Source organism: Pseudomonas sp. PS1(2021) (assembly GCF_020405165.1).
Taxonomy (GTDB): Bacteria; Pseudomonadota; Gammaproteobacteria; order Pseudomonadales; family Pseudomonadaceae; genus Pseudomonas; species Pseudomonas aeruginosa.
The window spans coordinates 1,874,601-1,896,967 of sequence record NZ_CP084484.1 but is presented as its reverse complement, the minus strand read 5'-3'; the positions used below and the strand labels follow the sequence as shown (position 1 = coordinate 1,896,967).

21 protein-coding genes are annotated in these 22,367 nt (G+C 69.0%); 11 read left to right on the top strand and 10 right to left on the bottom strand.

Going from position 1 to position 22,367, the window contains the following annotated elements; all coding sequences use genetic code 11:
* Positions 1-17: 17 nt before the first annotated feature.
* From LE197_RS08850 to LE197_RS08825, 6 genes are all read right to left on the bottom strand, one after another.
* Complete coding sequence (locus LE197_RS08850; RefSeq protein WP_031692958.1) at positions 18-3,767, bottom strand: non-ribosomal peptide synthetase; 3,750 nt, start codon at positions 3,765-3,767, stop codon at positions 18-20.
* A 95-nt stretch (positions 3,768-3,862) separates the two neighbouring features.
* Entirely contained in the window at positions 3,863-4,480 is a 618-nt protein-coding gene (locus tag LE197_RS08845) for a LysE family translocator (protein WP_003089383.1), read from the bottom strand.
* 109 nt (positions 4,481-4,589) lie between these two features.
* Positions 4,590-5,456 carry an ABC transporter permease gene (locus LE197_RS08840; protein WP_003089385.1) on the bottom strand — a complete coding sequence of 289 codons (867 nt, stop codon included), beginning with the start codon at positions 5,454-5,456 and terminating at the stop codon, positions 4,590-4,592.
* 16 nt (positions 5,457-5,472) lie between these two features.
* A complete protein-coding gene (locus tag LE197_RS08835; protein ID WP_031692955.1) occupies positions 5,473-6,321 on the bottom strand; it encodes an ABC transporter ATP-binding protein in 849 nt (282 codons plus the stop codon).
* A 7-nt stretch (positions 6,322-6,328) separates the two neighbouring features.
* Positions 6,329-7,357, bottom strand: coding sequence for an ABC transporter substrate-binding protein (locus LE197_RS08830; protein WP_031692954.1), 1,029 nt, complete (start codon positions 7,355-7,357; stop codon positions 6,329-6,331).
* A 40-nt stretch (positions 7,358-7,397) separates the two neighbouring features.
* A complete protein-coding gene (locus LE197_RS08825; RefSeq protein ID WP_031692953.1) occupies positions 7,398-8,285 on the bottom strand; it encodes a TauD/TfdA dioxygenase family protein in 888 nt (295 codons plus the stop codon).
* Between the two features lie 289 nt (positions 8,286-8,574).
* Here LE197_RS08825 and LE197_RS08820 point away from each other — a divergent pair, with 289 nt between their 5' ends.
* Both LE197_RS08820 and LE197_RS08815 read left to right on the top strand, forming a co-directional pair.
* A complete protein-coding gene (locus tag LE197_RS08820; protein ID WP_003089396.1) occupies positions 8,575-8,733 on the top strand; it encodes a hypothetical protein in 159 nt (52 codons plus the stop codon).
* A gap of 54 nt (positions 8,734-8,787) precedes the next feature.
* Positions 8,788-9,369, top strand: coding sequence for a helix-turn-helix domain-containing protein (locus LE197_RS08815; RefSeq protein WP_003122724.1), 582 nt, complete (start codon positions 8,788-8,790; stop codon positions 9,367-9,369).
* A 75-nt stretch (positions 9,370-9,444) separates the two neighbouring features.
* Here LE197_RS08815 and LE197_RS08810 read toward each other — a convergent pair whose 3' ends face one another.
* A complete protein-coding gene (locus tag LE197_RS08810; RefSeq protein ID WP_031692952.1) occupies positions 9,445-9,948 on the bottom strand; it encodes a hypothetical protein in 504 nt (167 codons plus the stop codon).
* On the opposite strand from LE197_RS08810, the gene LE197_RS08805 reads away from it, so the two are divergent.
* Positions 9,917-10,186, top strand: a complete 270-nt coding sequence (locus tag LE197_RS08805) for a hypothetical protein (protein ID WP_125075562.1) — start codon at positions 9,917-9,919, stop codon at positions 10,184-10,186. The two genes, LE197_RS08810 and LE197_RS08805, sit on opposite strands and share 32 nt — an antisense overlap.
* A 60-nt stretch (positions 10,187-10,246) precedes the next feature.
* Here LE197_RS08805 and LE197_RS08800 read toward each other — a convergent pair whose 3' ends face one another.
* Positions 10,247-11,500 carry an MFS transporter gene (locus tag LE197_RS08800; RefSeq protein WP_031692951.1) on the bottom strand — a complete coding sequence of 418 codons (1,254 nt, stop codon included), beginning with the start codon at positions 11,498-11,500 and terminating at the stop codon, positions 10,247-10,249.
* Positions 11,500-12,675 carry a serine hydrolase domain-containing protein gene (locus LE197_RS08795; RefSeq protein WP_023108173.1) on the bottom strand — a complete coding sequence of 392 codons (1,176 nt, stop codon included), beginning with the start codon at positions 12,673-12,675 and terminating at the stop codon, positions 11,500-11,502. The genes LE197_RS08800 and LE197_RS08795 overlap by 1 nt, the downstream gene beginning before the upstream one ends.
* Positions 12,676-12,792: 117 nt before the next feature.
* Here LE197_RS08795 and LE197_RS08790 point away from each other — a divergent pair, with 117 nt between their 5' ends.
* The 3 genes from LE197_RS08790 (at position 12,793) to LE197_RS08780 (ending at position 15,486) form a co-directional block, all read left to right on the top strand.
* Positions 12,793-13,686 (top strand): LysR family transcriptional regulator, encoded by an 894-nt coding sequence (locus tag LE197_RS08790; protein ID WP_023108172.1) that lies wholly within the window; start codon positions 12,793-12,795, stop codon positions 13,684-13,686.
* Positions 13,687-13,789: 103 nt separating this feature from the next.
* Positions 13,790-15,088, top strand: a complete 1,299-nt coding sequence (locus tag LE197_RS08785; RefSeq protein ID WP_226033978.1) for an NAD(P)/FAD-dependent oxidoreductase — start codon at positions 13,790-13,792, stop codon at positions 15,086-15,088.
* A 32-nt stretch (positions 15,089-15,120) separates the two neighbouring features.
* Positions 15,121-15,486, top strand: coding sequence for a cupin domain-containing protein (locus LE197_RS08780; protein ID WP_003111385.1), 366 nt, complete (start codon positions 15,121-15,123; stop codon positions 15,484-15,486).
* Positions 15,487-15,706: 220 nt separating this feature from the next.
* Here LE197_RS08780 and gntR read toward each other — a convergent pair whose 3' ends face one another.
* On the bottom strand, positions 15,707-16,738 hold the full coding sequence (gntR, locus tag LE197_RS08775) for a LacI family DNA-binding transcriptional regulator GntR (RefSeq protein WP_003111384.1): 1,032 nt from the start codon (positions 16,736-16,738) through the stop codon (positions 15,707-15,709).
* Positions 16,739-16,932: 194 nt separating this feature from the next.
* Here gntR and LE197_RS08770 point away from each other — a divergent pair, with 194 nt between their 5' ends.
* From LE197_RS08770 to LE197_RS08750, 5 genes are all read left to right on the top strand, one after another.
* Positions 16,933-17,454, top strand: a complete 522-nt coding sequence (locus LE197_RS08770; RefSeq protein WP_003107130.1) for a gluconokinase, GntK/IdnK-type — start codon at positions 16,933-16,935, stop codon at positions 17,452-17,454.
* Positions 17,455-17,550: 96 nt separating this feature from the next.
* Entirely contained in the window at positions 17,551-18,903 is a 1,353-nt protein-coding gene (locus LE197_RS08765) for a GntP family permease (protein ID WP_023436558.1), read from the top strand.
* Positions 18,904-18,928: 25 nt separating this feature from the next.
* Entirely contained in the window at positions 18,929-19,072 is a 144-nt protein-coding gene (locus tag LE197_RS08760) for a hypothetical protein (RefSeq protein ID WP_003111383.1), read from the top strand.
* Positions 19,073-19,235: 163 nt separating this feature from the next.
* On the top strand, positions 19,236-20,861 hold the full coding sequence (locus LE197_RS08755; protein WP_031692949.1) for an NADP-dependent glyceraldehyde-3-phosphate dehydrogenase: 1,626 nt from the start codon (positions 19,236-19,238) through the stop codon (positions 20,859-20,861).
* A 217-nt stretch (positions 20,862-21,078) separates the two neighbouring features.
* Positions 21,079-22,338, top strand: coding sequence for an acyl-CoA dehydrogenase family protein (locus LE197_RS08750; RefSeq protein WP_031692948.1), 1,260 nt, complete (start codon positions 21,079-21,081; stop codon positions 22,336-22,338).
* Positions 22,339-22,367 lie beyond the last annotated feature (29 nt).

Genomic DNA, 22,367 nt, shown 5'->3' with positions numbered 1-22,367 from the left:
GTGGGGGGCTCGAGTCGTCAGGAAGCGTTGCAGCCCTCCGGCGACATGCGTTTCGAGGTAGGTTCGCCGGCGTTCGCCAGCAGGCGCCGCTCCCAGGCCTGGTGCAGGCGCTCGATGCGGTCCAGGTCGAAGATCGCGCTGGCCCCGGTCCAGACCGCCAGCCAGCCCTGCGGCTGCTCTTCCAGCCAGAGCGTCAGGTCCAGGCGCGCACCGGGCACCGGGATGAAGTCGGCTTCGACGCGCACCCCGGCATCCACCGCTGGGGCCGTCCGACCGTTGTGCGCGCCGCAAGCGATGCGGATCGGCAGGCCGCTGGCGCCGCGCTGGCGCAGGGCCTGGGTCACGCATTCGAGGGGCACGTCCTGGTGTTCGAGCAGTTCCAGCAGGTCATGGCCGACCTGGCGCAGGCGCCACTCCGCGGACTGCCCCGGACGCAGGCCGACCGCCAGCGGCAGGAGGTTGACGAAGCAGCCGACCAGCCCCTGCATTTCCAGGCGCGAACGCCCGGCCAGGGCCACGCCGACGAGCAGGTCGTCGACGCCCAGTTCGGCGCCGAGCACTTCGGCGAAGGCTTGCAGCGCAGCGCTGAACGGGCTTACCGAGGCGCGTTCGGCCAGCGTCCGGCAGGCGGCATGGGCGGCGGCGGAAACCGGCAGGGCAAGGCGCTGGCCGGCGCGCCCGCCGCGCTCCTCCCGGCGCGCCGCCGCGGCGCCGGGAGCCTTCGCCAGCGGCAACAGACGCTCCGCCCAGCGCTCGGCGACGCGCTCCAGGCGGCCCGAGGCCAACGCCGCGCGCTCGCGGGCGGCGACCTGTTCCGGCGTGCTGGCGAGCGCGGCCAGGCGGCCGCCATCGAGCAGCGCCTTCAGCTCCGCGGCGAAGACCGCCAGCGACACATCGTCGAAGGCGTAGTGATGGACGCTGAGCAGGAGGTCGGCGCGCGCGCTGTCGCGGGTGACGACCAGCAGCAGGCGCACCGGCGCCTCGTGGGCGAGGTCGAAGACTCGCGCGCCCTCACGGCGCACGCCATCCTCCAGCAGCCGCTCGGCGTGGGCGGCGTCGCTCGCCAGCAGGCGTTGCAGGGGCACCGCATGCGCCGCCAGCGCATGCGGCTGCGGCCCGTCGACGCCCGTTTCGACACGCCGGCGCAGCGCCACATGCCGTTCCAGCAACTGGCGCAAGGCCTGTTCGATGGCGTCGGCCGTGGCGCCGACTATGCGCAGGTGGGCCAGCAGGTTGTAGGAGGTGTCCTCCGGCGCCAGTTGCTGGGCCACCCACAGGCGCCGTTCGGCGAGGCTCAGCCCGGCGGCGCCGGCGCTCGGCTCCGGCTCGTCGCCCTCGGGCGCGGCCTGGCGCAGCAGTTCCAGCAGGGCCTCGGGGGTCGCCGGGCCGCCGGCGAACGCCTGCAACGGTACGCGTCGGGACAGTCGCTGGCGCAGCGTCGCGAGCAGGTGCACCGCCCGCAGGGAATCGCCGCCGGCGGCGTAGAAACCCTGCCCGGCGCGCGGCGGCGCGCCAAGCTGCGCCTGCCAGGCCTGGTGCAGCGCCTGTTCCAGCGGATCGCCGGGCAGCGCCTGCGGCTCGGCGTCGGTCGCCTGGGGACGCGGCAGGGCCTTGCGGTCGATCTTGCCGTTGAGCGTCTTGGGCAGCTCCGCCAGGACCACGAACGCCGACGGCAACATGTAGTGCGGCAGGCTTTGCCCAAGGTGCTCGTTCAGCGCCTGGAGCGGCGGGGCGAACGGCGCCGCCAGGTAGCCGACCAGCCGACGCAGGCCGGCGCTGTCCTCGGTGAGCATGGCGCAGGCTTCGCTCACCCCGGGAAAACTCGCCAGGCACGAGGCGATCTCGCCCAGCTCGATGCGGAAGCCGTTGAACTTGACCTGGTCGTCGAGTCGGCCGAGGTGTTCCAGCACACCGTCCTCGCGCATGCGTACGCGGTCGCCAGTGCGATAGCGGCGCTCGCCGCTGCCCGGATCGACACGGAAACGCTCGGCGGTCTGCTCCGGCTTGCCGAAATAGCCACGCGCCAGGCCGATGCCGCCGAGGTACAGCTCCCCGGCCACGCCCAGCGGCAGCGGCGCCTCGAAGCCGTCGAGCACCTCCACCGTGGTGCCGGGCAGCGGTCGGCCGATGGGCGGCTCGTCGAGCGCTTCGGCGTGCAGGTCCAGTTCGTGCACCGTCGAATAGGTGGTGTCCTCGGTCGGCCCGTAGAGATTGACCAGGCGCCGTACCTGGGGTTGGCCACGAATCTGTCGCACCAGGTGGCCGCGCAGCGGTTCGCCGGCCAGGTTCAGCGTGCGCACTCCGCCCGGCAGGTCGCCGAGGGCGAGCAGCGCGGCGCACACCGAGGGCACGGTATTGAGCAGGCTGATCTCGTCGCGGCGCGGGTAGTCCGGCAGGCTGAACAGGTTCTCCACCAGGTGCAGCGTGCCGCCTTCGGCCAGGGTGCCGAACAGCTCGTAGACCGACAGGTCGAAGCACACCGAGGTCGCCGCCAGCACCCCGCTCCACTCTTCGGCGGCGTAGTACTGGCCGGCCCAGCGCAGGAAGGCATGGGCGCTGCCGTGCTCGATGGCGACGCCCTTGGGGCGTCCCGTGGAACCGGAGGTATAGATGATGTAGGCGAGGTGCTCGGCGCCGACCTCGCTCGCGGGCGACGCCAGCTCGTTCGCCTGGTCGCCGCCCTCCTCCAGCGCCAGGCATGGCCGGCCCAGCGCGGCGACCCGCTCGCGGGTGCTGGCGTCGACCAGCACCAGCAGGCAGTCGGCGTCGTCGAGCATGTAGGCCACCCGTTCCTCCGGGTAGGCCGGGTCCAGCGGGACGTAGCAACCGCCGGCGCGGAGCACGCCGAGCAGACCGACCAGCAGGCCGCTGTCGCGCCGCAGGCAGACCCCGACCCGCTGCTCCGGAGCCACCCCGGCGGCGCGCAGGCGCGCGGCGAGCGCGGCGCTTTCGCGCTCCAGCTCGGCATAGCTGAGGCTGCGGTCGGCGGCGTGCACGGCGATGCGCTGCGGCGTGCGCCGCGCCTGGGCCTCGAACAGATGGTGGAGTACGCCGCGCGGCGGCGCGGCCTGGGGCTCGCTGCGCAGGGCCTGCAAACGGCGCTCTTCGTCGGCGTCCAGCCAGGGCAGCCGGCCGACGCAGGCCTGGGCGTCGACCAGGCCGCGCGCCAGGCGCGCGAGATGGCCGGCGATGCGCCGCAATCCGTCGTACTGGGGATCGCGCAGAGCCAGGCCGACGCTGCCGTCCGCCGCCAGCACCAGGGCCAGCCAGCCGGGGCTGCTCGCCGTCGGTCGCGCCGCCAGCACCTGGACCGAGCAGCGCCCGGCCAGGGCGACACGCTCCTGGCCCTCGGCGGAGAGCTGCCGCCGGGCATCGTCGAGTTCTTCCGCCAGCCGCGCGCTACGTTCGGCGGACGACTCCAGCGCCCGGTAGGCGGAACGCAGCAGCGCGGGCGCCTGCCGCCCGCGCACCGTGATCGGTTCGGGAAAACCCAGGGTGATCTCTTCGTTGCCGTAGCGTCCCAGCAGTACCAGGAACGCCGCCAGCCAGTGCGCCGCCGGGAACGCTTGCGCGGCCGCCTCCGGCTCGACCCACTGCCAGGCGCAATGCGGGTCGCGCAAGGCGATCCGCCCCGGCAGTTCCAGCCCCAGCGGGGCGCCTTGCAGGTAGCGTCGCTCCTGCGCAACCTCCGGGCGCGCTGCGCGTCCCGCGGTCAGCGCCTTGCCCGACGAAAAGCTGCGTAACGGTAAGCCATGTCGCTCCTGCATCGCTCTCCCCCTTCCGAGGCTGGGCACCGAGCGAAAAACTCTTCACGAAATGGCGACGAGTTACGAGCTAATACAACTGATAGGGTGGTGACAGGTCAGGCCGAATGATTTTCCGCCAGGATCGGGTACAGCGACGCGACCAACAGCAGCGCCATCCCTACGTTGAACACCCGCAGCCAGCGCGGATCGCGCAGCACGTTGCGCAGCATGCTGCCGAAACCGGCCCAGATTCCGATGGTCGGCGCGTTGATCAGGGCGAAGACCGTCGAGATCACCACCACGTTGGTGAAGTAGCCCTGCAACGGGGTGTAGGTGCTGATGGCGCCGACCGCCATCACCCAGGCCTTCGGGTTGACCCACTGGAACGCCGCCGCGCCCCAGTAGCTCAACGGCTTGCCACGTCCCTCCGGGTCGTTGCCGGCCGGGCCGGAGGTGGCGATCTTCCAGGCCAGGTACAGCAGGTAGGCCGCGCCGACGTAGCGCAGGATGGTGTACAGCACCGGGTAGGCCTCGAACACCGTGCCCAGGCCGAAGCCCACCGCCATCACCATGATGAAGAAGCCGCAACTGATCCCGAGGATGTGCGGGATGGAGCGGACGAAACCGAAGTTGACCCCCGAGGCCAGCAGCATGGTGTTGTTCGGACCGGGCGTGACGGAGGTGACGAAGGCGAACAGGGAGAACGCCAGCAGCAGATCCACGGAGAGCGACATTCGTTCCATCCTTTGAAGTGGGTGCGGGCAAGACGTTACTCCGCTTTGCCGCCGCGCCAGCGCAACAGTTGCCGAGAAAGTTGCCGTAACACTCCACCCGTCCGCCGCCCTAGCGTTGCACTCCCCAGCGCTTCACCGTGAGGCGCTCGATGCTGCCGAACACCAGGTTCTCCACCAGCAGGCCGATCAGCACCACCACCGCCAGGCCGGCGAATACCTTGTCGGTGTACAGCTCGTTGCGGTTCTGAAAAATGTACCAGCCGAGCCCGCCCTTGCCGCTGCTCGCGCCGAACACCAGTTCCGCGGCGATCAGCGTGCGCCAGGCGAAGGCCCAGCCGATCTTCAGCCCGGCGAGGATCGACGGCAGCGCCGCCGGCACCAGGATCAGCAGGACGAAGCGCAGGCCGCGCAGGCCGTAGTTGCGCCCGGCCATGCGCAGGGTCTCCGAGACACCGAGGAAACCGGCATAGGTGTTCAGCGCCAGCGCCCAGAGCACCGAATGCACCAGCACGAAGATCAGGCTGTTCTGGCCCAGGCCGAACCAGAGCAGCGCCAGCGGCAGCAGCGCGATCGCCGGCAGCGGGTTGAACATCGCCGTGAGGGTGCCGAGCAGGTCGCGGCCCAACTGCGTGGAGACCGCCAGGCTGGTCAGAACGAAGGCCAGGACGATCCCCAGCAGGTAGCCCTTGAACAGCACCAGCAGGGAGATCCCCGCCTTGGCCGGCAGTTCGCCGCTGGCCAGGCCCTCGCCGAGGGCCCTGGCCGTCTGCAGGAAGCCTGGCAGCAGCAGGTCGTTGCCCTGGACCCGCGCCGCCAGCTCCCAGGCCAGCGCCAGCAGCGCCAGGATCAGCCCCTTGCGCAGCCAGCCCTGTTGCCAGAGACGCTGGCCCAGGGGCAGGCGCCGCTCCAGGGGGACCTCCAGCAGGGGTTCGAGCTGGATTTCGTATTCTTCGCGGACGCGCGTGACTCGACTCATCGATCGGTTCCTCTGCTCAGTGGGCCAGCCGGATATCGGCGAAGTCGAGCGTCTCGGCCGCCGTCGGTTCGCCGCCCTCGTCGAACAGCAAGCGGTGGATGCGTCGCGCCGCGGCTTGCAGCGGCTCGCCGCCAAGGCTGTGCAGCCCGAACGGGTGGCCATGCACTTCGGCCCGGACCCGCCCCGGGTGCGGCGAGAGCAGCAGGATGCGGTTGCCCACCACCAACGCCTCCTCGATGGAATGGGTGACGAACAGCAGGGTGAAACGCACCTCTTCCCACAGGCGCAGCAGTTCTTCCTGCATCTTTCGCCGGGTCAGCGCGTCCAGCGCGGCGAACGGCTCGTCCATCAGCAGGATCTTCGGCTGCATCGCCAGCGCCCGGGCGATCGCCACCCGCGCCTTCATGCCCCCGGACAGCGTGTGCGGGTAGGCCTCGGCGAAGCCCGCCAGGCCGACCTTCTCGAGGCATTCGTCGGCGCGTCGCTCGGCCTCGTCGCGCGCCACCTGACCGGACACCCGCAAGGGAAACAGCACGTTCTGCCGTACGGTCTTCCATGGCGGCAACTGGTCGAACTCCTGGAACACCACGATACGGTCGGGTCCGGGCGCCCTGACCGCCTGTCCCTGAAGGCGGATCTCGCCCTCGCTGGGCGGGATGAAGCCAGCCACCGCCTTGAGCAGGGTCGACTTGCCGCAGCCGGACGGGCCGAGCAGGACGAAGCGATCGGCGGGGTCGACTTCGAAGCTGACCCGCTGGGTGGCCCGCACCACGCGCGAGCGGGTGCGGTATTCGAGGCTGACTCCGTCCACCGCCAGCAGGGCGTCGGCGGGGAGCGTGGAGGGTTGGCGGGAGGCGGCGTTCATCGGCGTCTCAACTCCCCTGCAACGGCGCGCCGTCCTGGAAGAAATAGTCCTGCCAGGAGGCCGGCTTGTTGCGGATCGCACCGACCCGGTAGAGGAACTCCGCCAGCGGATAGGTGTTCTTCGGCGTGACGCTGAACTCCACCTGCGGATTGGCGATGATCTTCAGCAGCGCGGCGCGGTCGATCTTCGCCCCGGTCACCCGGATATAGGTATCGGCGGCCGCCGCCTTGTCGTTCTGGGCGAAGGCCGCCGCTTCCTTCAGCGCCTCGACGAAGGCCCGGTAGGTCTTCGGGTTGTCCTGGCGGAACTTCTCCGTGGCGAACAGCACGGTCGGCGAGTTCGGCCCCAGCAGCTCGTAGCTGTCGAGCACCACGTGGACCTTCGGGTTGGCCAGCGCCTGGTCCTGGAACGGCGGGTTGGAGAAATGCCCGGTCAGCTCGGTGCCGCCGGCCACCAGCGCGGCGGTGGCGTCCGGATGCGGCAGCGCCACGGTGTACTTGTCGAGGCGGTCGAACTGCTTGTCGCCCCACTGCTTCGCCGCGGCGTACTGAAGGAAGCGCGACTGCACCGAAACCCCCACCGCCGGCACGGCGATGCGATCCCCGGCGCCGAAGTCGGCGATGCTCCTGACCCGCGGGTCGTTGCTCAGCAGGTAGTAGGGGAAGTTGCCCAGCGAGGCCACCGCCTTGACGTTCTGGCGCCCGCGGGTACGGTCCCAGATGGTCAGCAGCGGACCGACGCCGGCACCGGCGATATCGATCGCCCCGGACAGCAGCGCATCGTTGACCGCCGCGCCGCCGGACAGTTGGGTCCAGTCGACCTTGATTTGCAGGCCCTCGGCCTGGCCGTGCTTTTCGATCAGGCGCTGGTCGCGGACCACGTTGAGCAGCAGGTAGACGATGCCGAACTGCTCGGCGATGCGGATCTCGCCCTCGGCCTGCGCCGGCCGGCTGGCCAGCAGCGTGGTGGCGAGGCTCAGGCCCAGGCCCAGGCCGAGCGCGGCGACCAGGCGGGTGAAACGGGGAATGCGGTTCATGGAAACGCTCCTGGCGAAAAGGGGGAAGCGCGCGCCGTCGTCAGAACGGCGCGTCGCCCTGGATGGTGGTGCGGTAGAGCTTGCGCCGCAGGTGGGCCGGGCAACCGCCGGCGAGATGGATCAGCGAGCGGTTGTCCCAGAACACCAGGTCATGCGCCTGCCAGCGATGCCGGTAGATGTGCTCGGGGCGCACGCTGTGCGCATACAGCTCGGCGAGCAGTTGGGCGCTCTCGTCGGCCGGCAGGCCGACGATGCGGGTGGTGAAACCTTCGCTGACGAACAGCGCCTTGCGCCCGTTTTCCGGGTGGGTGCGCACGATCGGATGGACCACTTCGCGCACCTCGGCGAGCTGGGCGGCGCTCAGGGTCGGCCGCCAGTTGCCCTCGAAGCGCGGCTCGCTGTAGCGGGCGGTATAGGAATGCGCCGCCGTGCGTCCCTCGATGGCCTTGCGCAGGGCTTCCGGCAGGCTGTCCCAGGCCTTGTGCATGTCGGCGAACAGAGTATCGCCGCCCTCCTCCGGCAGCTCCTGGGCATGCAGCATCGAGCCGAGGCTCGGCAGCTCCTTATAGGAAAGGTCGGAGTGCCAGAACTTGCCGGCATCGCCGAGACCGACGGGCTGGCCGTTCTCGACGATGTTGGAAACGATGAGGATCTCCGGATGCCCTGGGAGCAGGAACTGCTTCAGCACATGGATCTGCAACTCACCGAAGCGCCGGCTGAAGGCGATCTGCTGCGCCGGGGTGATGCGCTGCTCGCGGAACACCAGCACATGGTGGTCCAGGTGTGCCCGGTGGATACGGCGGAAGTCCTCGGCGGCCAGGGGCAACCCGAGGTCGAGGCCGAGCACCTCGGCGCCGAACGCGGCATCGAGGGCACGGATCTGCAAGGGAACGTCGGCGCGCGCTGGCGCCGGAAAGGAAACGGACATCGCTGACTCCCACGCAAGCCCGGACACGCCGGGCACGAGATACCGCGCAAGGCGGCATGGATTCGGTGCGGCGCGCCGATTGGTCGGCAGGTACGCGAGAGCCTTTAATTTATTGGAATAAGAAAATTAATTTAAATACCTTTAAAGAATATAAATATGCTGCTCGGTACGGTTCGGCGTCCCTTGTAAGCACAAAAGTGAATTAATAAATAAAAACTTAGTATTTATGGCTCTAAGCGGCGAAGGGATAGTCTGGCTGCCATCGAACCCGCCGCCCGAGGAATGCCTCATGGACCGCACCGACAACGTCATCGATTTCGCCCGCTACCGCTCGCGCCGCCAGGCACGCCGCCTGGGCGAAATGATGTGGGCGGTGTACGCCTGGCGGGCCGGCTACGCCGTGCCGCAACCGCCAGCCAGGCACGACGAGCGCAGCCGCCGGGCCTGACCGATGAACCTGCCCGCCAGCGATGGCGTTGCCCACCTGGAACTGGCCGCCGGCGTGCATACCGAACCCGATGATCTGATTGGCCAGCGCGTCGCCCACAACCTGCTGCGCCTGCGCGGCAAGCGCAATCTCTCGCTGGACGCCCTGGCGCGGATTTCCGGTGTCAGCCGGGCGATGCTGGCGCAGATCGAGTCCGGGCGCAGCGTGCCGTCGATCAAGGTGCTGTGCAAGATTGCCCAGGGCCTCAAGGTGTCGGTGGCAGCCTTCCTCGACGATCGCGCCTTCGCCGGCGTCGCCGTGCTGCCGGCGCAACAGAGCAAGCGCCTGGTCAGCGCCGACGGCGCCTTCACCAGCCGCGCGCTGTTCCCCTTCGATGTGGCGCGTCAGGTGGAGTTCTACGAACTGCGCCTGCGCGGCCTCGGCCAGGAAGACGCCGAGGCCCACGCCCCCGGCACCCAGGAGAACCTGGTGGTGGCGCAAGGGGTACTGGAAGTGCGGGTCAACGAAGAGCGCTTCCTGCTCGCCACCGGCGACTCGATCCTGTTCTACGCCGACCAGCCGCACAGCTACCGCAATCCCGCCGATAGCGAAGCCCTGGCATACCTGGTGATGACCTACCCGGAGCGCCTGGACTGACCCCGGCCTTGCTGCCATGGACGAAGAGAGGCCCGCCCGGTCATCCCGGGCGGGCCTTTTCCATCCGGCGACGGATCAGCAGGTGCAGCACATCATCGGCATGCCGTTGCAACTCATCATCATCGGCATGCCGCACTCCATCATCTTCGCCATCAGCATGCAGCAATTCTTGAACATCTCCATGTCCATGCCCTGCATCGGCATCATCCTGCAATGCATGGCGTCGCCCTGCATGGAGCACTCCATCATGCACTTCATCGGAGCCATGCCCATCATCGGCATGCCCATCCCCATGCCCATCGTCGGCATCATCACCATGCAGGCCTGGGACATGCCCATCATCGCCAGGTTGCCGCACTGCATCATCATGGGCATGCCGCAGTTCATCATCATCGCCATCATCTCGGCGCTGTTGCGGAACTGGCCCATGTCCATGCCCATCGCCGGCATCATCTTGCACAGCATGCCGTCGTCCATCGTTTCGCACTGCATGCTCGCCATCATCATCGGCATGCCCATCATGGGCATCATCGGCATGGCGGCATTCATGTTCATCGGCATCTGCATGGCATTCATCATGGCGGTAACTCCTGTAGGCGAAGCGGGGGTAAGTGCGACTGGGGCCGATTCTAGGCAGCGCCGGCGCACCGGCAAGATGCCGGTGCAACAGCCGCGCCGGGCGCTGCATGGCGGCTACCGGCGAGGCAGCGAAGGCGTTCGGCGCAATGACAGCGGATTCCGCTGCATGACGGAGGAGCGCATCGTCGCGGCAGGTATTTCGACGCGATGGATATTCGAATCGGGCCTATCCAAATAACCCAAGTGAATAAACGTTCTAAGACCCGTCGCGTTTTTTGCCTTGCCCGGCGCCGCCCCTCTATTCCGCCGCTTTCCGGCGTTCGGACGATGCCCTGGGGAAACCGCGCGGGCCGACGCGGAACGCGTGCGCGGCATTGCCCCAGGCCAGCGCCGCGGCCAGGCCGATCAGCGGCAGCAGGGTCCAGGGCAGCATCTCGCTGCCCCAGCGCTGCAACACCATGCCGCCCAACGCTCCGCCGCCGGCGATGGCCAGGTTCCAGGCCACCACGATCATCGACTGGGCCAGGTCGGCGCCCTCCCCGGCGGCGTCCGCCGAAGCGGTCTGCAGCAGCGTCGCCGCGCCACCGAACGTCAGCCCCCAGAGGGCCAGGCCGGCGAACGCCAGCCAGCTCCAGCGAGCGCCCAGGCACAGCGCCAGCGCCGCCACGGCGAACAGCGCCAGGCTGGCCAGGACCATCCGCCGCAGGTGTCGGTCGACCAGCGCGCCGACCAGCCAGATTCCCACCACCGCGGCGCTGCCGAATACCAGCAGGGCCAGGTCCACCGAGGCGCCCAGGCCGACCTTGGCGAGGAACGGCGCGATATAGGTGTAGAGGATGTTGTGCGCCAGCACCCAGGCGACGATCACCAGCAATACCGGACGCACGCCCGGCGTGCGCAGCACCCCGAGCAGGCGCAGGCGCCGCTCGGCCGGCTGGCCAGGGAAGTCCGGCACGCTGTGCAGCACCCAGCCGACCAGCAACAGCGCGATCAGCGACAACAGGCCGAAGGCCCAGCGCCAGCCGAGCAGGCCGCCCAGCCAGGTGCCCAGCGGAACGCCGAGCGACAACGCCAGCGGCGCACCGAGCATGGCCACCGCCAGCGCCCGCCCTTGCTGCTCCGGCGGCACCAGGCGCCGCGCGTAGCCGGCCAGCAGGCCCCAGGCGAGGCCGGCGGCGACGCCGCTGCCGAAGCGCGCCAGCAGGGTCAGGCGGTAATCCGAGGAAACGGCGGTGAAGCTGTTGCAGACGAAGAAGATCAGCAGCGCCAGCAGCAGCACCCGGCGGCGCCGCCAGCCCTGGGTCAGGCTCGCCGCCGGCAACGCGGCCAGTAGCGAACCCAGGGCGTAGACGCTGACCAGTTGCCCGGCCAGCGCCTCGCTGACCGCCAGCCCCGCGCCGATTTGCGGCAGCAGGCCGGCCGGCAGGGTTTCGCTGAGAATGGCGACGAAGCCGGACATCGCCATCGCCAGCAACGCGCTCAGCGGCAGCCGCGGCGCCACGGCCGACGCAGCGGCCCCGGCGTTCTCCGGAAATGCTTCGCGGCGTCCCATCAGCGCACCTCCGCGGAACGGTAGACGGCGTCGCGCAGGTCGTTGACGAAGCGTCCCGACATGCCCTCGAACAGGGTGTTGGTGAGCGCCACCACCGACAGTTCGCGGGCCCGGTCGACGAACCAGGAATGCCCGTAGGCGCCGCCCCAGCGCCAGGTGCCGGGAGACTCCGGCGACTGCGCGATGGCCGGGTCGCGCAGCACGGAGAAGCCCAGGCCGAAGCCGAAACCGGGATTGGCCGGCAGTTCCAGGCCGGGTACCTGGTCGCGGCCCATCTCCTCCACCAGGCCAGGCGTCAGCAACGGCGCGCCGCCCTGGCGAAGGATTTCCAAAAGGCGCAGCACGTCGCCGGCGCTGCCGATCATCCCCGCCCCGCCGGACGCATAGGCAGACGGTTCGAAGGCCCGACTCGGCTCGAAGCGAATGCCGACGCTGTCCTCGAACGGCGTGACGGTCTCCCGCTCGGCCATCCGCCGCGGGCGTGGCCGGTCGCTGACGTAGACCGCCGCCAGGCGTTGCGCGTCGGCGCAGAGGAAGCCGCTGTCGCGCATGCCGGCCGGAATCCCGACCCGCTGCCGCAGCGCTTCCGCCAGCGGCCGCCCGTCGACCCGCGCCACCAGCGCGCCGAGCACGTCGGTGGCCAGCGAATAGCCCCAGGCGCGGCCGGGCTCGTAGAGCAAGGGCACGGAGGCCAGGCGACGGAGATTCTCGGCCAGGTCGAAACCCGGCAGGTCCATGCCGTCGGAAATCCCGGCGCGGGCATAGGGGCCGTCTGCGTCGGCTTCGAGGAAGCGATAACCGAGGCCGGCGCTGTGACTCAGCAACTGCCGCGGCGTGATGCGCGCCTCGCGGCCGTCGGCCAGGCGCGGACGGAACGCCGGCAACCAGTCGGCGATCGGCTCGTCGAGGGCCAGCCGGCCCTCGTCCACCAGGCTCAGGGCGGCGACGCTGACGATCGGCTTGCTCACCGAGGCCAGGCGGAACAGGCTGTCCTCGCCCATTGTCCGGCCGGCCTCGCGGTCGGCCAGGCCGGCAGCCCGTCGATAGAGCCACTGCCCCCGGTGCGCCACCAGTACCACCGCTCCCACCAGGCGCTGGTCGGCGAATGCCGCCTCGATCGCCTGATCGACATGTTCCGCCAGGCTGCGCCCTGGCCCTCGTTCGAAACCTGACATGCGAGACTCTCCGCGGACGATGAAGGATGCGGACAGGCTAAGAGCGCTGCAAAAGCGGAAAAAGACGGATAGAGTTCCGCTCTATCCGGACCTTCATGTCCGTAATCGGAGCCTTGCATGGACAGCCTCAGCGGTTTCACCGTCTTCGTCCGCGTCGCCGAGACCCGCAGCATCGTCGGCGCCGCCCGGACCCTCGGCGTCAGCGCCTCGGCGGTGGGCAAGCGGGTCGCCCGCCTGGAAGAGAAGCTCGGCGTGCGCCTGTTCCACCGCAGCACCCGCAGCATCACCCTGACCGCCGAAGGCAGCCTGTTCCTCGAGCGCAGCCGGCGCATCCTGGCCGAGATCGAAGCCACCGAGCTGGAGCTGTCGCAAAGCCGCGAGACCCCGCGCGGGCGCCTGCGGGTCAGCCTGCCGCTGGTCAGCGGGCTGGTCCTGCCGACGCTCGCCGATTTCATGCAGGCCTATCCGGACATCGAGCTAGACCTCGACTTCAGCGATCGCGTGGTGGATGTCGTCGACGAAGGCTTCGACGTGGTCCTGCGCACCGGCCAGCCGGTGGATTCGCGGCTGTCCATGCGCGAACTGGGCGAGTTCCAGTTGAAGCTGGTCGGCTCGCCGGCCTACTTCGCCCGCCACGGCACGCCACGCTGCCCGGAAGACCTGCTGCGGCACACCTGCCTGCACTACCGCTTCTCCAACACCGGCCGCCTCGAGGAATGGCCGCTGCGCCGCGCGGACGGCGAAGCCCCGCCGCAGATCCCGGTGTCGATGGTCTGCAACAACATCGAGACCCGCGTCTGCTTCGCCCTGCGCGACCAGGGCATCGCCTGCCTGCCGGACTTCTCGATCCGCGAGGCGCTGCGCGAAGGGCGCCTGGTCAGCGTCCTCGACGCCTTCTGCGAGCGCCGCGCGCGATTCTTCCTGCTCTGGCCGTCCGGCCGCCAGGTCTCGCCCAAGCTGCGCGCCTTCATCGACTTCGTCGCGCCACGGGTGATCGCCACGCTGGGCTGAAGCGCGCCTGGCAGGGCCGGTCAAGCCGGCGGCAGACAGGAACAAGACCGCGGCGGCCACGGAGCGTCTAATAGGTACATCCACCCCTTGCCAGGCCGCATCCATGATCAACATCGAGACGCCGACCTACTACACGGCGACCAAGAAGTACGAGCTGTCCTTCCCCTCCCTGGAAACCGACCTGGACGCCGACGTGGTGGTGATCGGCGGCGGCTTCTCCGGCATCAACACCGCGCTGGAACTGGCCGAGCACGGTATCACCGACATCGTCGTGCTGGAGGCCCGCCACCTCGGCTTCGGCGGTACCGGGCGCAACGGCGGGCAGATCATGGCCGGCATCGGCCACGACCTGGAGAAGATCCGCAAGGACGTCGGCGAGGACGGCCTGCGGGCGATCTTCGAGATCAGCGACCTCGGCGCCGACATCATCAAGGGCCGCATCGAGAAGTACGCCATCGACGCCGACTTCTGCCACGGCTACGGCTACATGGGCTTCAACGCGCGCCAGGCGAAGACCCTGCAGGCCTGGGAAAAGGAGTTCCGGTCGCTCGGCTCGCCCCATGAGATCCGTTACCTGCACGGTGCCGAGGTGCGCCAGATCATCGGCTCGGACGCCTACGGCAGCGCCCTGCTGCACATGGGCGGCGGCCATGTGCACTCGCTCAACCTGCTGCTCGGCGAAGCCAAGGCGCTGGCCGGCCTCGGCGCACGGATATTCGAATACAGCCCGGCGCTGGAGGTGCAATACGGCGAGCGCATCCGCGTGCGCACGGCCAAGGGCTCGGTCACCGCGAACAAGCTGCTCTGGGCCTGCGACAGCTTCCTCAACCGGCTCGAACCCGAGCTGCACCGCACTACCATCAATACCTACGCGTTCCAGATGATGACCGAGCCGCTGCCGGACGAACTGATCCAGCGGATCAGCCCGATCCGCGGCGCCTACAGCGACATCCGCCCGGTCATCGACTACTACCGGGTGACCAACGAGAACCGCCTGCTGTTCGGCGCCGCCACGCCCTTCGTCGAACGCATCCCCGGCGACCTCAAGGCCTGGAACCGCAAGCTGATGCTGAAGATCTTCCCCTACCTGGAGCACGTCCGCATCGATCTCGCCTGGGGTGGGCCGATGGCTTGCAGCGCCAACCTGTTCCCGCAGATCGGCAGCCTCTCGGGGCGGCCCAACGCGTTCTTCGTCCAGGGTTATTCCGGGTTCGGCGTGACCCCCAGCCACATCGTCTGCAAGGTCCTCGCCGAAGGCATGAGCGAAGGCTCGGCGCGCTACGACCTGCTCAGCTCGGTGCGCCGCATCCCGATCCACGGCAAGGACCACTTCCTCCCGCTGCTGCTCAGCGCGGGCAAGACCTGGCACCAGCTCTCCGGCTACTGGAACGGCCGGCGCTGAAACCTACCGATCACTCTACAAGGAGCATTCCCATGGCCATTACCGCCATCCGCCACGGCATCACCCTCGACGAACTGGACGCCTGGGGCAGCGTCGCCGACCTCGGCTCGGAGATCCTCGAAGGCGAGGTGAAAGCCTTCGGCAAGATGACCGCCGGAGCCCCCACCGACCCGGTCAGCGCCGCCTACTTCGGCACCACCGCCGGCAAGTTTCGCATGACCTATCCGTTCAGCGAACAGGCCACGGTGGTCAGCGGCGAGGTCCGCCTCACCGACGAGTCCACCGGCCAGAGCACGCTCTACAAGGCCGGCGACAGCTGGTTCGTCAGCAAGGGCACCCCGGTGCTCTGGGAGGTTGCCGACGGCGGCTTCGTCAAGCATTACTACGCGGTGGCTTGAGACACCGGCGTAACGGCGAGCCATTACGCCCGGAGGCGCTGCCAGCCCTCGACACGCCCCCGTAGGGCGAATAACCGCTCGCGGTTATCCGCCGTGAAACCCGGCGTAACGGCGGATAGCGCCTGCGGCGCTATTCGCCCTACCCGGCAAGCCGTTACGCCCGACGACGCTGCCCAACCCTCGACATGTCCCTGAACGGCCGCACCGTCGGGCCGCGGGTTCAGGTGCTCTCCCGCGCCATCAGCTCGAACCCCATGTCCAGCGCGCTATCGCGCACCTCCTTGCCGGCGATCAGCGCCAGCAACTGCTCCGCCGCGCGCCGGCCGATGGCTTCGCGCGGGGTGCGGATGCTGCTCAGGCGCGGGACCGTGCAGTCCGAACCCGGCAGGTCGTTGAAACCGAGCACGGCGATCTGTTCCGGCACCTTGACCCCACGGCGCAGGGCCTCCAGCAGCGCGCCCTGGGCCAGGTCGTCGTTGCAGAAGAACACCCCGTCGACCTGCGGCTGACTGGCCAGCAACTGCACGAAGAGTTCGCCGCCGAGGGCCACCGAGGACGGCCGCGGCGTAAGGATTTCCAGCCCCGGGTCGTAGCAGCCGGCCTTTTGCAAGGCGCGGCGGAACCCCTCGCCGCGCAGCAGGGTGCGCTGGTCGAGCTGGGCGCCGATGTAGGCCAGGCGCCTGCGGCCGCGTGCCAGCAGGTGCTCGGCGGCGGCCTCGCCGGCGCGCAACTGGGAGAAGCCGACGCAATTGAGCCCGGCGCCGGAGTCCAGGTCCATCATGTACACGCAGGGAATGCCGCTGGCCTCGATCATCCGCCGGGCGCTCTCGGTGCGCTCGAAGCCGGTCAGCAGCAGGCCGCGTGGCTGGTAGGCCAGGTAGTTGCGGATCAGGTCCTCTTCCTCGTTGCGCGAGTAGTGGAAGTTGCCGATCAGCACTTCCAGGCCCTGCGGCCGCAGTACCGCGTGGATCGCCTCGAGGGTCTCGATGAACAGCAGGTTGGCCAGCGACGGCACCAGCACCGCCACGCTGTGGCTTTGCGCCGAGGCCAGCGCGCGCGCCGCGGGGTTGGCCACGTAGCCGAGTTCGCGGGCGGCGTCGCGGACCTTCTGCGCCAGTTCTTCGGCGACGCTGGCGACGCCGCGCAACGCGCGCGACGCGGTGATCGGGCTGACCCCGGCGCGGCGCGCGACTTCGTTGAGGGTGGGACGTCCGGTGGTTCGCGTGTTCTTGTCGTTCTTGGTGATGCTCATCGTGGCCTGCTTGCCAAACAAAATTCCAGGCACTAAGGTAGCGCTGTCTCGCGACCTGGGCAATCGCCTGAGGCGGCCTGTCCGCCACTGCCCGCGCGGGATTCGACAGACCACAACGACAAGAAGGCGGAGCCAGGCTCGCGCGATTTTTTCCAGGTCGCAAAGACAGCGCTGTCTCACGCTTGAGGTGTTCCATGCATCCACCCCTCCAAGCCCTGGTCATCATGGGTGTCGCCGGTTGCGGCAAGTCCAGCGTCAGCCAGGCCCTCTGCCAGCGCAGCGGCGCCCACGGCATCGAAGGCGACAGCTTCCATCCCGCCGCCAACATCCGCAAGATGAGCGCCGGCATCCCCCTCACCGACGACGACCGCGCCGGCTGGCTGGACACCCTCGCCGAGCAGCTGCGCCAGGCGGTGGCCGCCGGCAAGCTGCCGGTACTGACCTGCTCCGCCCTCAAGCGCGCCTACCGCGACCGGTTGCGCCGCGCGGTGCCCGGCCTCGGCATCGTCTACCTGGAACTGACCCCGGCGGTCGCCGCCGAGCGCGTCGCCCAGCGCCCCGGCCACTTCATGCCGGCGACCCTGATCGACAGCCAGTTCGCCGCCCTCGAGCCGCCGCTCGACGAACCCCTGACCCTGCGCCTGGACGCCACCCTGCCGGTGGAATGCCTGGCGCAGGCCGCCCACGCCTGGTGGCTGGAGCACGCCGCCGCCTGAAGTCTTTCGCTTGTCCGACAAAGATAGCGCTACCCCGAAAAAGCGCTTCAATGAAACAGCAACTCCGGTAGAACAACGACAAAAGGAGAGCCCTCCATGTTCGGCATGTCACACGATGCCTACCTGCTCCTCGACGCCCTGGTGACCATCATCGGCCTGATCGTGCTGATCACCCGCTTCAAGGTGCATCCCTTCATCGCCCTGATCATCGCCGCCGGCTTCCTCGGCCTGACCTCGGGGATGCCGGTGGAGAAGATCGTCAAATCCTTCCAGGACGGCTTCGGCGGCGTGCTCGGCTTCGTCGGCGTGATCCTCGCCCTGGGCACCATGCTCGGCAAGCTGATGGCCGATTCCGGCGGCGCCGACCAGATCGCCCGCACCCTGATCCGCGCCTTCGGCAAGGAGCGGGTGCACTGGTCGATGATGCTCGCCGCGTTCCTGGTGGGCATCCCGCTGTTCTTCGAGATCGGCTTCATCCTGCTGATCCCGCTGGTATTCATCGTCGCCCGGCGCAGCGGCGTGTCCCTGATCAAGATCGGCATCCCGTTGCTCGCCGGCCTTTCCGCGGTGCACGGTCTGGTGCCGCCGCATCCCGGCCCGCTGCTGGCGATCGGCGTGTTCGGCGCCGACATCGGCAAGACCATCCTCTACGGCCTGATCGTCGCCCTGCCCACCGCCGCCATCGCCGGCCCACTGTTCGGCGCGCTGGTCTCGCGCTACATCCCCGGCACGCCATCGGCGGAACTGGTCGAGCAGATCGCCCACGAGCCCGAGACCCAGGACCTGCCCAGCTTCGGCGTGACCCTGGCGACCGTGCTGCTGCCGGTGTTCCTGATGCTGCTGAAGACCTTCGCCGATGTCGCCTTCCCCGATGGCCACGCGTTCCGCGCCTGGATGGACATGATCGGCCATCCGATCAGCGCCCTGCTCCTGGCCCTGCTGGTGGCGCTCTATACCTTCGGCTACGCCCGCGGCTTCGACTCGAAGAAGATCCTCAGGCTGCTCGACCAGAGCCTGGCGCCGACCGCCGCCATCGTGATGATCATCGGCGCCGGCGGCGGCTTCAAGCAGATGCTGGTGGCCAGCGGGGTCGGCGACGTCATCGGCCATCTCGCGGTGAACGCGCAGATCTCGCCGATCCTGCTGGCCTGGCTGGTGGCCGCGCTGATCCGCATCGCCACCGGCTCGGCCACCGTCGCCACCATCACCGGGGCCGGCATCGTGGTGCCGGTGATCGACCTGATTCCCGGCGTCAACCGCGAGTTGCTGGTGCTCGCCACCGGCGCCGGTTCGCTGATCCTCTCCCATGTCAACGACGCCGGGTTCTGGCTGGTCAAGCAGTACTTCAACATGAGCGTCAGCGAGACCTTCAAGACCTGGACCGCGATGGAGACCATCCTCTCCGTGGTCGGCCTGGTCTTCATCCTGTTGCTGTCGCTGGTGCTCTGAGCACCAGCCCGACCGGAGTCCAGCCATGACCGAACCGATGCAACGCCCCGACCACGAAGCCTCGCGCTGGCCGCGCGACTTCGATATCCGCCAGCGCTATGCCGAGCAGCAGGAATTGCTTGAGCCGCCGCCGGCGCAGCCCCGCGAAGAGCCTACCGCCGACGCCTGAAGCCAGACGGTGCCGTGCCTTTGCTCCCGCCTCCCCGCGAAGCGGAGCAAAGGCTGACTTCCGGCAAGGACACGACGGTTTTCCTGCTGAAACGATTTACCTTCGCCCCGGACCGCGCTACAACAGTCCCATGCCTTTCACCCACGTCATTCGAGGACCCGCCATGACCGCCCCGCTCCACCTCGATTCGCTGTTTCCCAGCCTCGACGCCATTCCCGAGCAGTACCGCCCCGACGCCCCCATCGAGCAGCGCGACTACCTGGTCGACGGCCAACTGCGACATTGGGACGGCCCGCTGGCGCCGGTACGCAGCCCGGTATTCCTCGCCGAGGCCGACGGCGAGCGCCAGGTGATCCTCGGCAGCACCCCGCTGCTCGACGCCGACGCCGCGCTCGCCGCCCTCGACGCCGCGGTGCGGGCCTACGACCACGGCCAGGGCCTGTGGCCGAACCTGCGGGTGGCCGAGCGCATCCAGCACGTCGAACGCTTCCTGGCGCGGATGCGCGAGCAACGCGAGGCGGTGGTCAAGCTGCTGATGTGGGAAATCGGCAAGAACCTCAAGGACTCCGAAAAAGAGTTCGACCGTACCTGCGACTACATCGTCGACACCATCGAAGCGCTGAAGGAACTCGACCGCCGCTCCAGCCGTTTCGAGCTGGAACAGGGCACCCTCGGCCAGATCCGCCGGGTGCCGCTGGGCGTGGCGCTGTGCATGGGGCCGTACAACTACCCGCTGAACGAAACCTTCACCACCCTGATCCCGGCGCTGATCATGGGCAACACCGTGGTGTTCAAGCCGGCCAAGTTCGGCGTGCTGCTGATCCGCCCGCTGCTGGAAGCCTTCCGCGACAGCTTCCCGCCGGGAGTGATCAACGTCATCTACGGGCGCGGCCGGGAAACCGTGTCGGCGCTGATGGCCAGCGGCAAGGTCGACGTGTTCGCCTTCATCGGCACCCATTCCGGCGCCAGCGACCTGAAGAAGCTGCACCCCCGCCCGCACCGCCTGCGCGCCGCCCTCGGCCTGGACGCGAAGAACCCGGGCATCGTCCTACCGCAGGTCGACCTGGACAACGCGGTGAACGAGGCGGTCACCGGCGCGCTGTCCTTCAACGGCCAGCGCTGCACCGCGCTGAAGATCCTGTTCGTCCACGAAAGCATGCTGCAACCGTTCCTCGACAAGTTCAGCGCGCGCCTGGCCAGCCTCAAGCCGGGCATGCCCTGGGAACCCGGAGTGGCGCTGACGCCGCTGCCGGAGCCGGGCAAGGTCGACTACCTCGAAGGCCTGCTGAACGACGCCCTGGCCAAGGGCGCGCGGGTGGTCAATGCGGGCGGCGGCGAGCATCGGCAGAGCTTCTTCTACCCCGCCCTGCTGAGTCCGGTGAGCCCGGACATGCGCCTCTACCACGAGGAGCAGTTCGGCCCGCTGGTGCCGGTGGTGCCCTATCGCGAACTGGACGAGGTGATCGACTACGTCCTGCGCTCCGACTACGGCCAGCAGTTGAGCCTGTTCGGCAACGACCCGGCGCAGATCGGCCGGCTGGTCGATGCCTTCGCCAACCAGGTCGGCAGGATCAACGTCAACGCCCAGTGCCAGCGCGGCCCGGACAGCTACCCGTTCAACGGCCGGAAGAACTCGGCGGAAGGCACCCTGTCGGTCCATGACGCGCTGCGGGTGTTCTCCATCCGCACCCTGGTGGCGACCCGCGACACCGAGGCGAACAAGACCCTGGTCAGCGAGATCATCCGCAACCGCGCGTCGAACTTCCTCACCACCGACTACATCTTCTGAAGCGCCTGTCCCTCTCCCGCCGGGAGAGGGACCTGCCGCCACCTCCCCGACTGTCCGCCAGGCAGCAGCCGCGCAACAGGCTGCCGCCCCGGCAACACCTCCTGCTCGCGCGAACCCGCGCAACCAGTGGCCTGCGCGGTTCGGCACAGGCTGTGCAACGGCCCGGACTCCAGGGTAGCCGTCGACCGGACGGCCCCGCTGCCTACCAGGAGCCCGCATGAACGCCCGCGTCCATCCCGAAGCCACCGCCGCCAGTCTCTCCGAAGGCGCCGACTACGAACTGCTCGCCCAGCGTTTCCGACCGATCTTCGCGCGCATCGCCGAAGGCGCCGTCGAGCGCGAACGGCAACGCGAACTGCCCCACGAAGCGATCGTCTGGCTCAAGCAGGCCGGCTTCGGCGCCGTGCGCGTGCCGCGCGAGCACGGCGGCGCCGGCGCCTCGCTGCCGCAACTGGTGCAGTTGCTGATCGAACTGGCCGAGGCCGACTCCAACATCACCCAGGCCCTGCGCGGCCACTTCGCCTTCGTCGAGGACCGTCTCAATGCCGAGCCCGGCCCTGGCCGCGACCGTTGGCTGCGGCGCTTCGTCGAGGGCGACCTGGTCGGCTGCGCCTGGACCGAGGTCGGTTCGGTACGGCTGGGCGAAGTGCTCACCCGCGTCTCGCGCAAGGACGACGGTCGCTGGGTGGTGAACGGCAGCAAGTACTACAGCACCGGTAGCCTCTTCTCCGACTGGATCGATCTGTATGCCCAGCGCGACGACACCGGCGCCGACGTGATCGCGGCGATCCGCACCGACCAGCCCGGCGTGCGCCAGAGCGACGACTGGGACGGCTTCGGCCAGCGCACCACCGGCAGCGGCACGTCGCGGTTCGAGGACGCCGAGGTGGAGGAAGAGAACCTCATCGACTTCGCCAGCCGCTTCAAGTACCAGACCGCGTTCTACCAGTTGGTCCTGCTCGCGGTGCTGGCCGGCACCGGCCGCGCCGCCTTGCGCGACGTCGCCGCCGAGGTGCGCGGGCGGACCCGCATCTACAGCCACGGCAATGCCCCGCGAGTCAGCCAGGATCCCCAGGTGCAGCAGGTGGTCGGGCGCATCGCCGCGCGCGTCTACGCCGCCGAGGCGGCCACCCTGCGCGCCGCCGAAGCGGCCCAGCGCGCCTACCTGGCGCGCTTCGTAGGCGACCCGCAGGCGGAGAAGGAGGCCAATGTCGCCGCCGAGATCGAATCGGCCAAGGCCCAGGCGATCGTCGCCGAACTGGTGTTGCAGGCCACCAGCGAGCTGTTCGACGCCAGCGGCGCTTCCGCCGTCGGCCGCGGCAAGCAGCTCGACCGCCACTGGCGCAATGCGCGTACCGCCGCCTCGCACAATCCCCTGATCTACAAGCAACGGATCGTCGGCGACTGGGAGATCAACGGCAGCGAGCCGCCCTACGTCTGGCAGATCGGCAGCGGTCCGGCCACGGCGTCCCGCTGAACCTCGCCCATCCCATCGCAAGGAGTCGC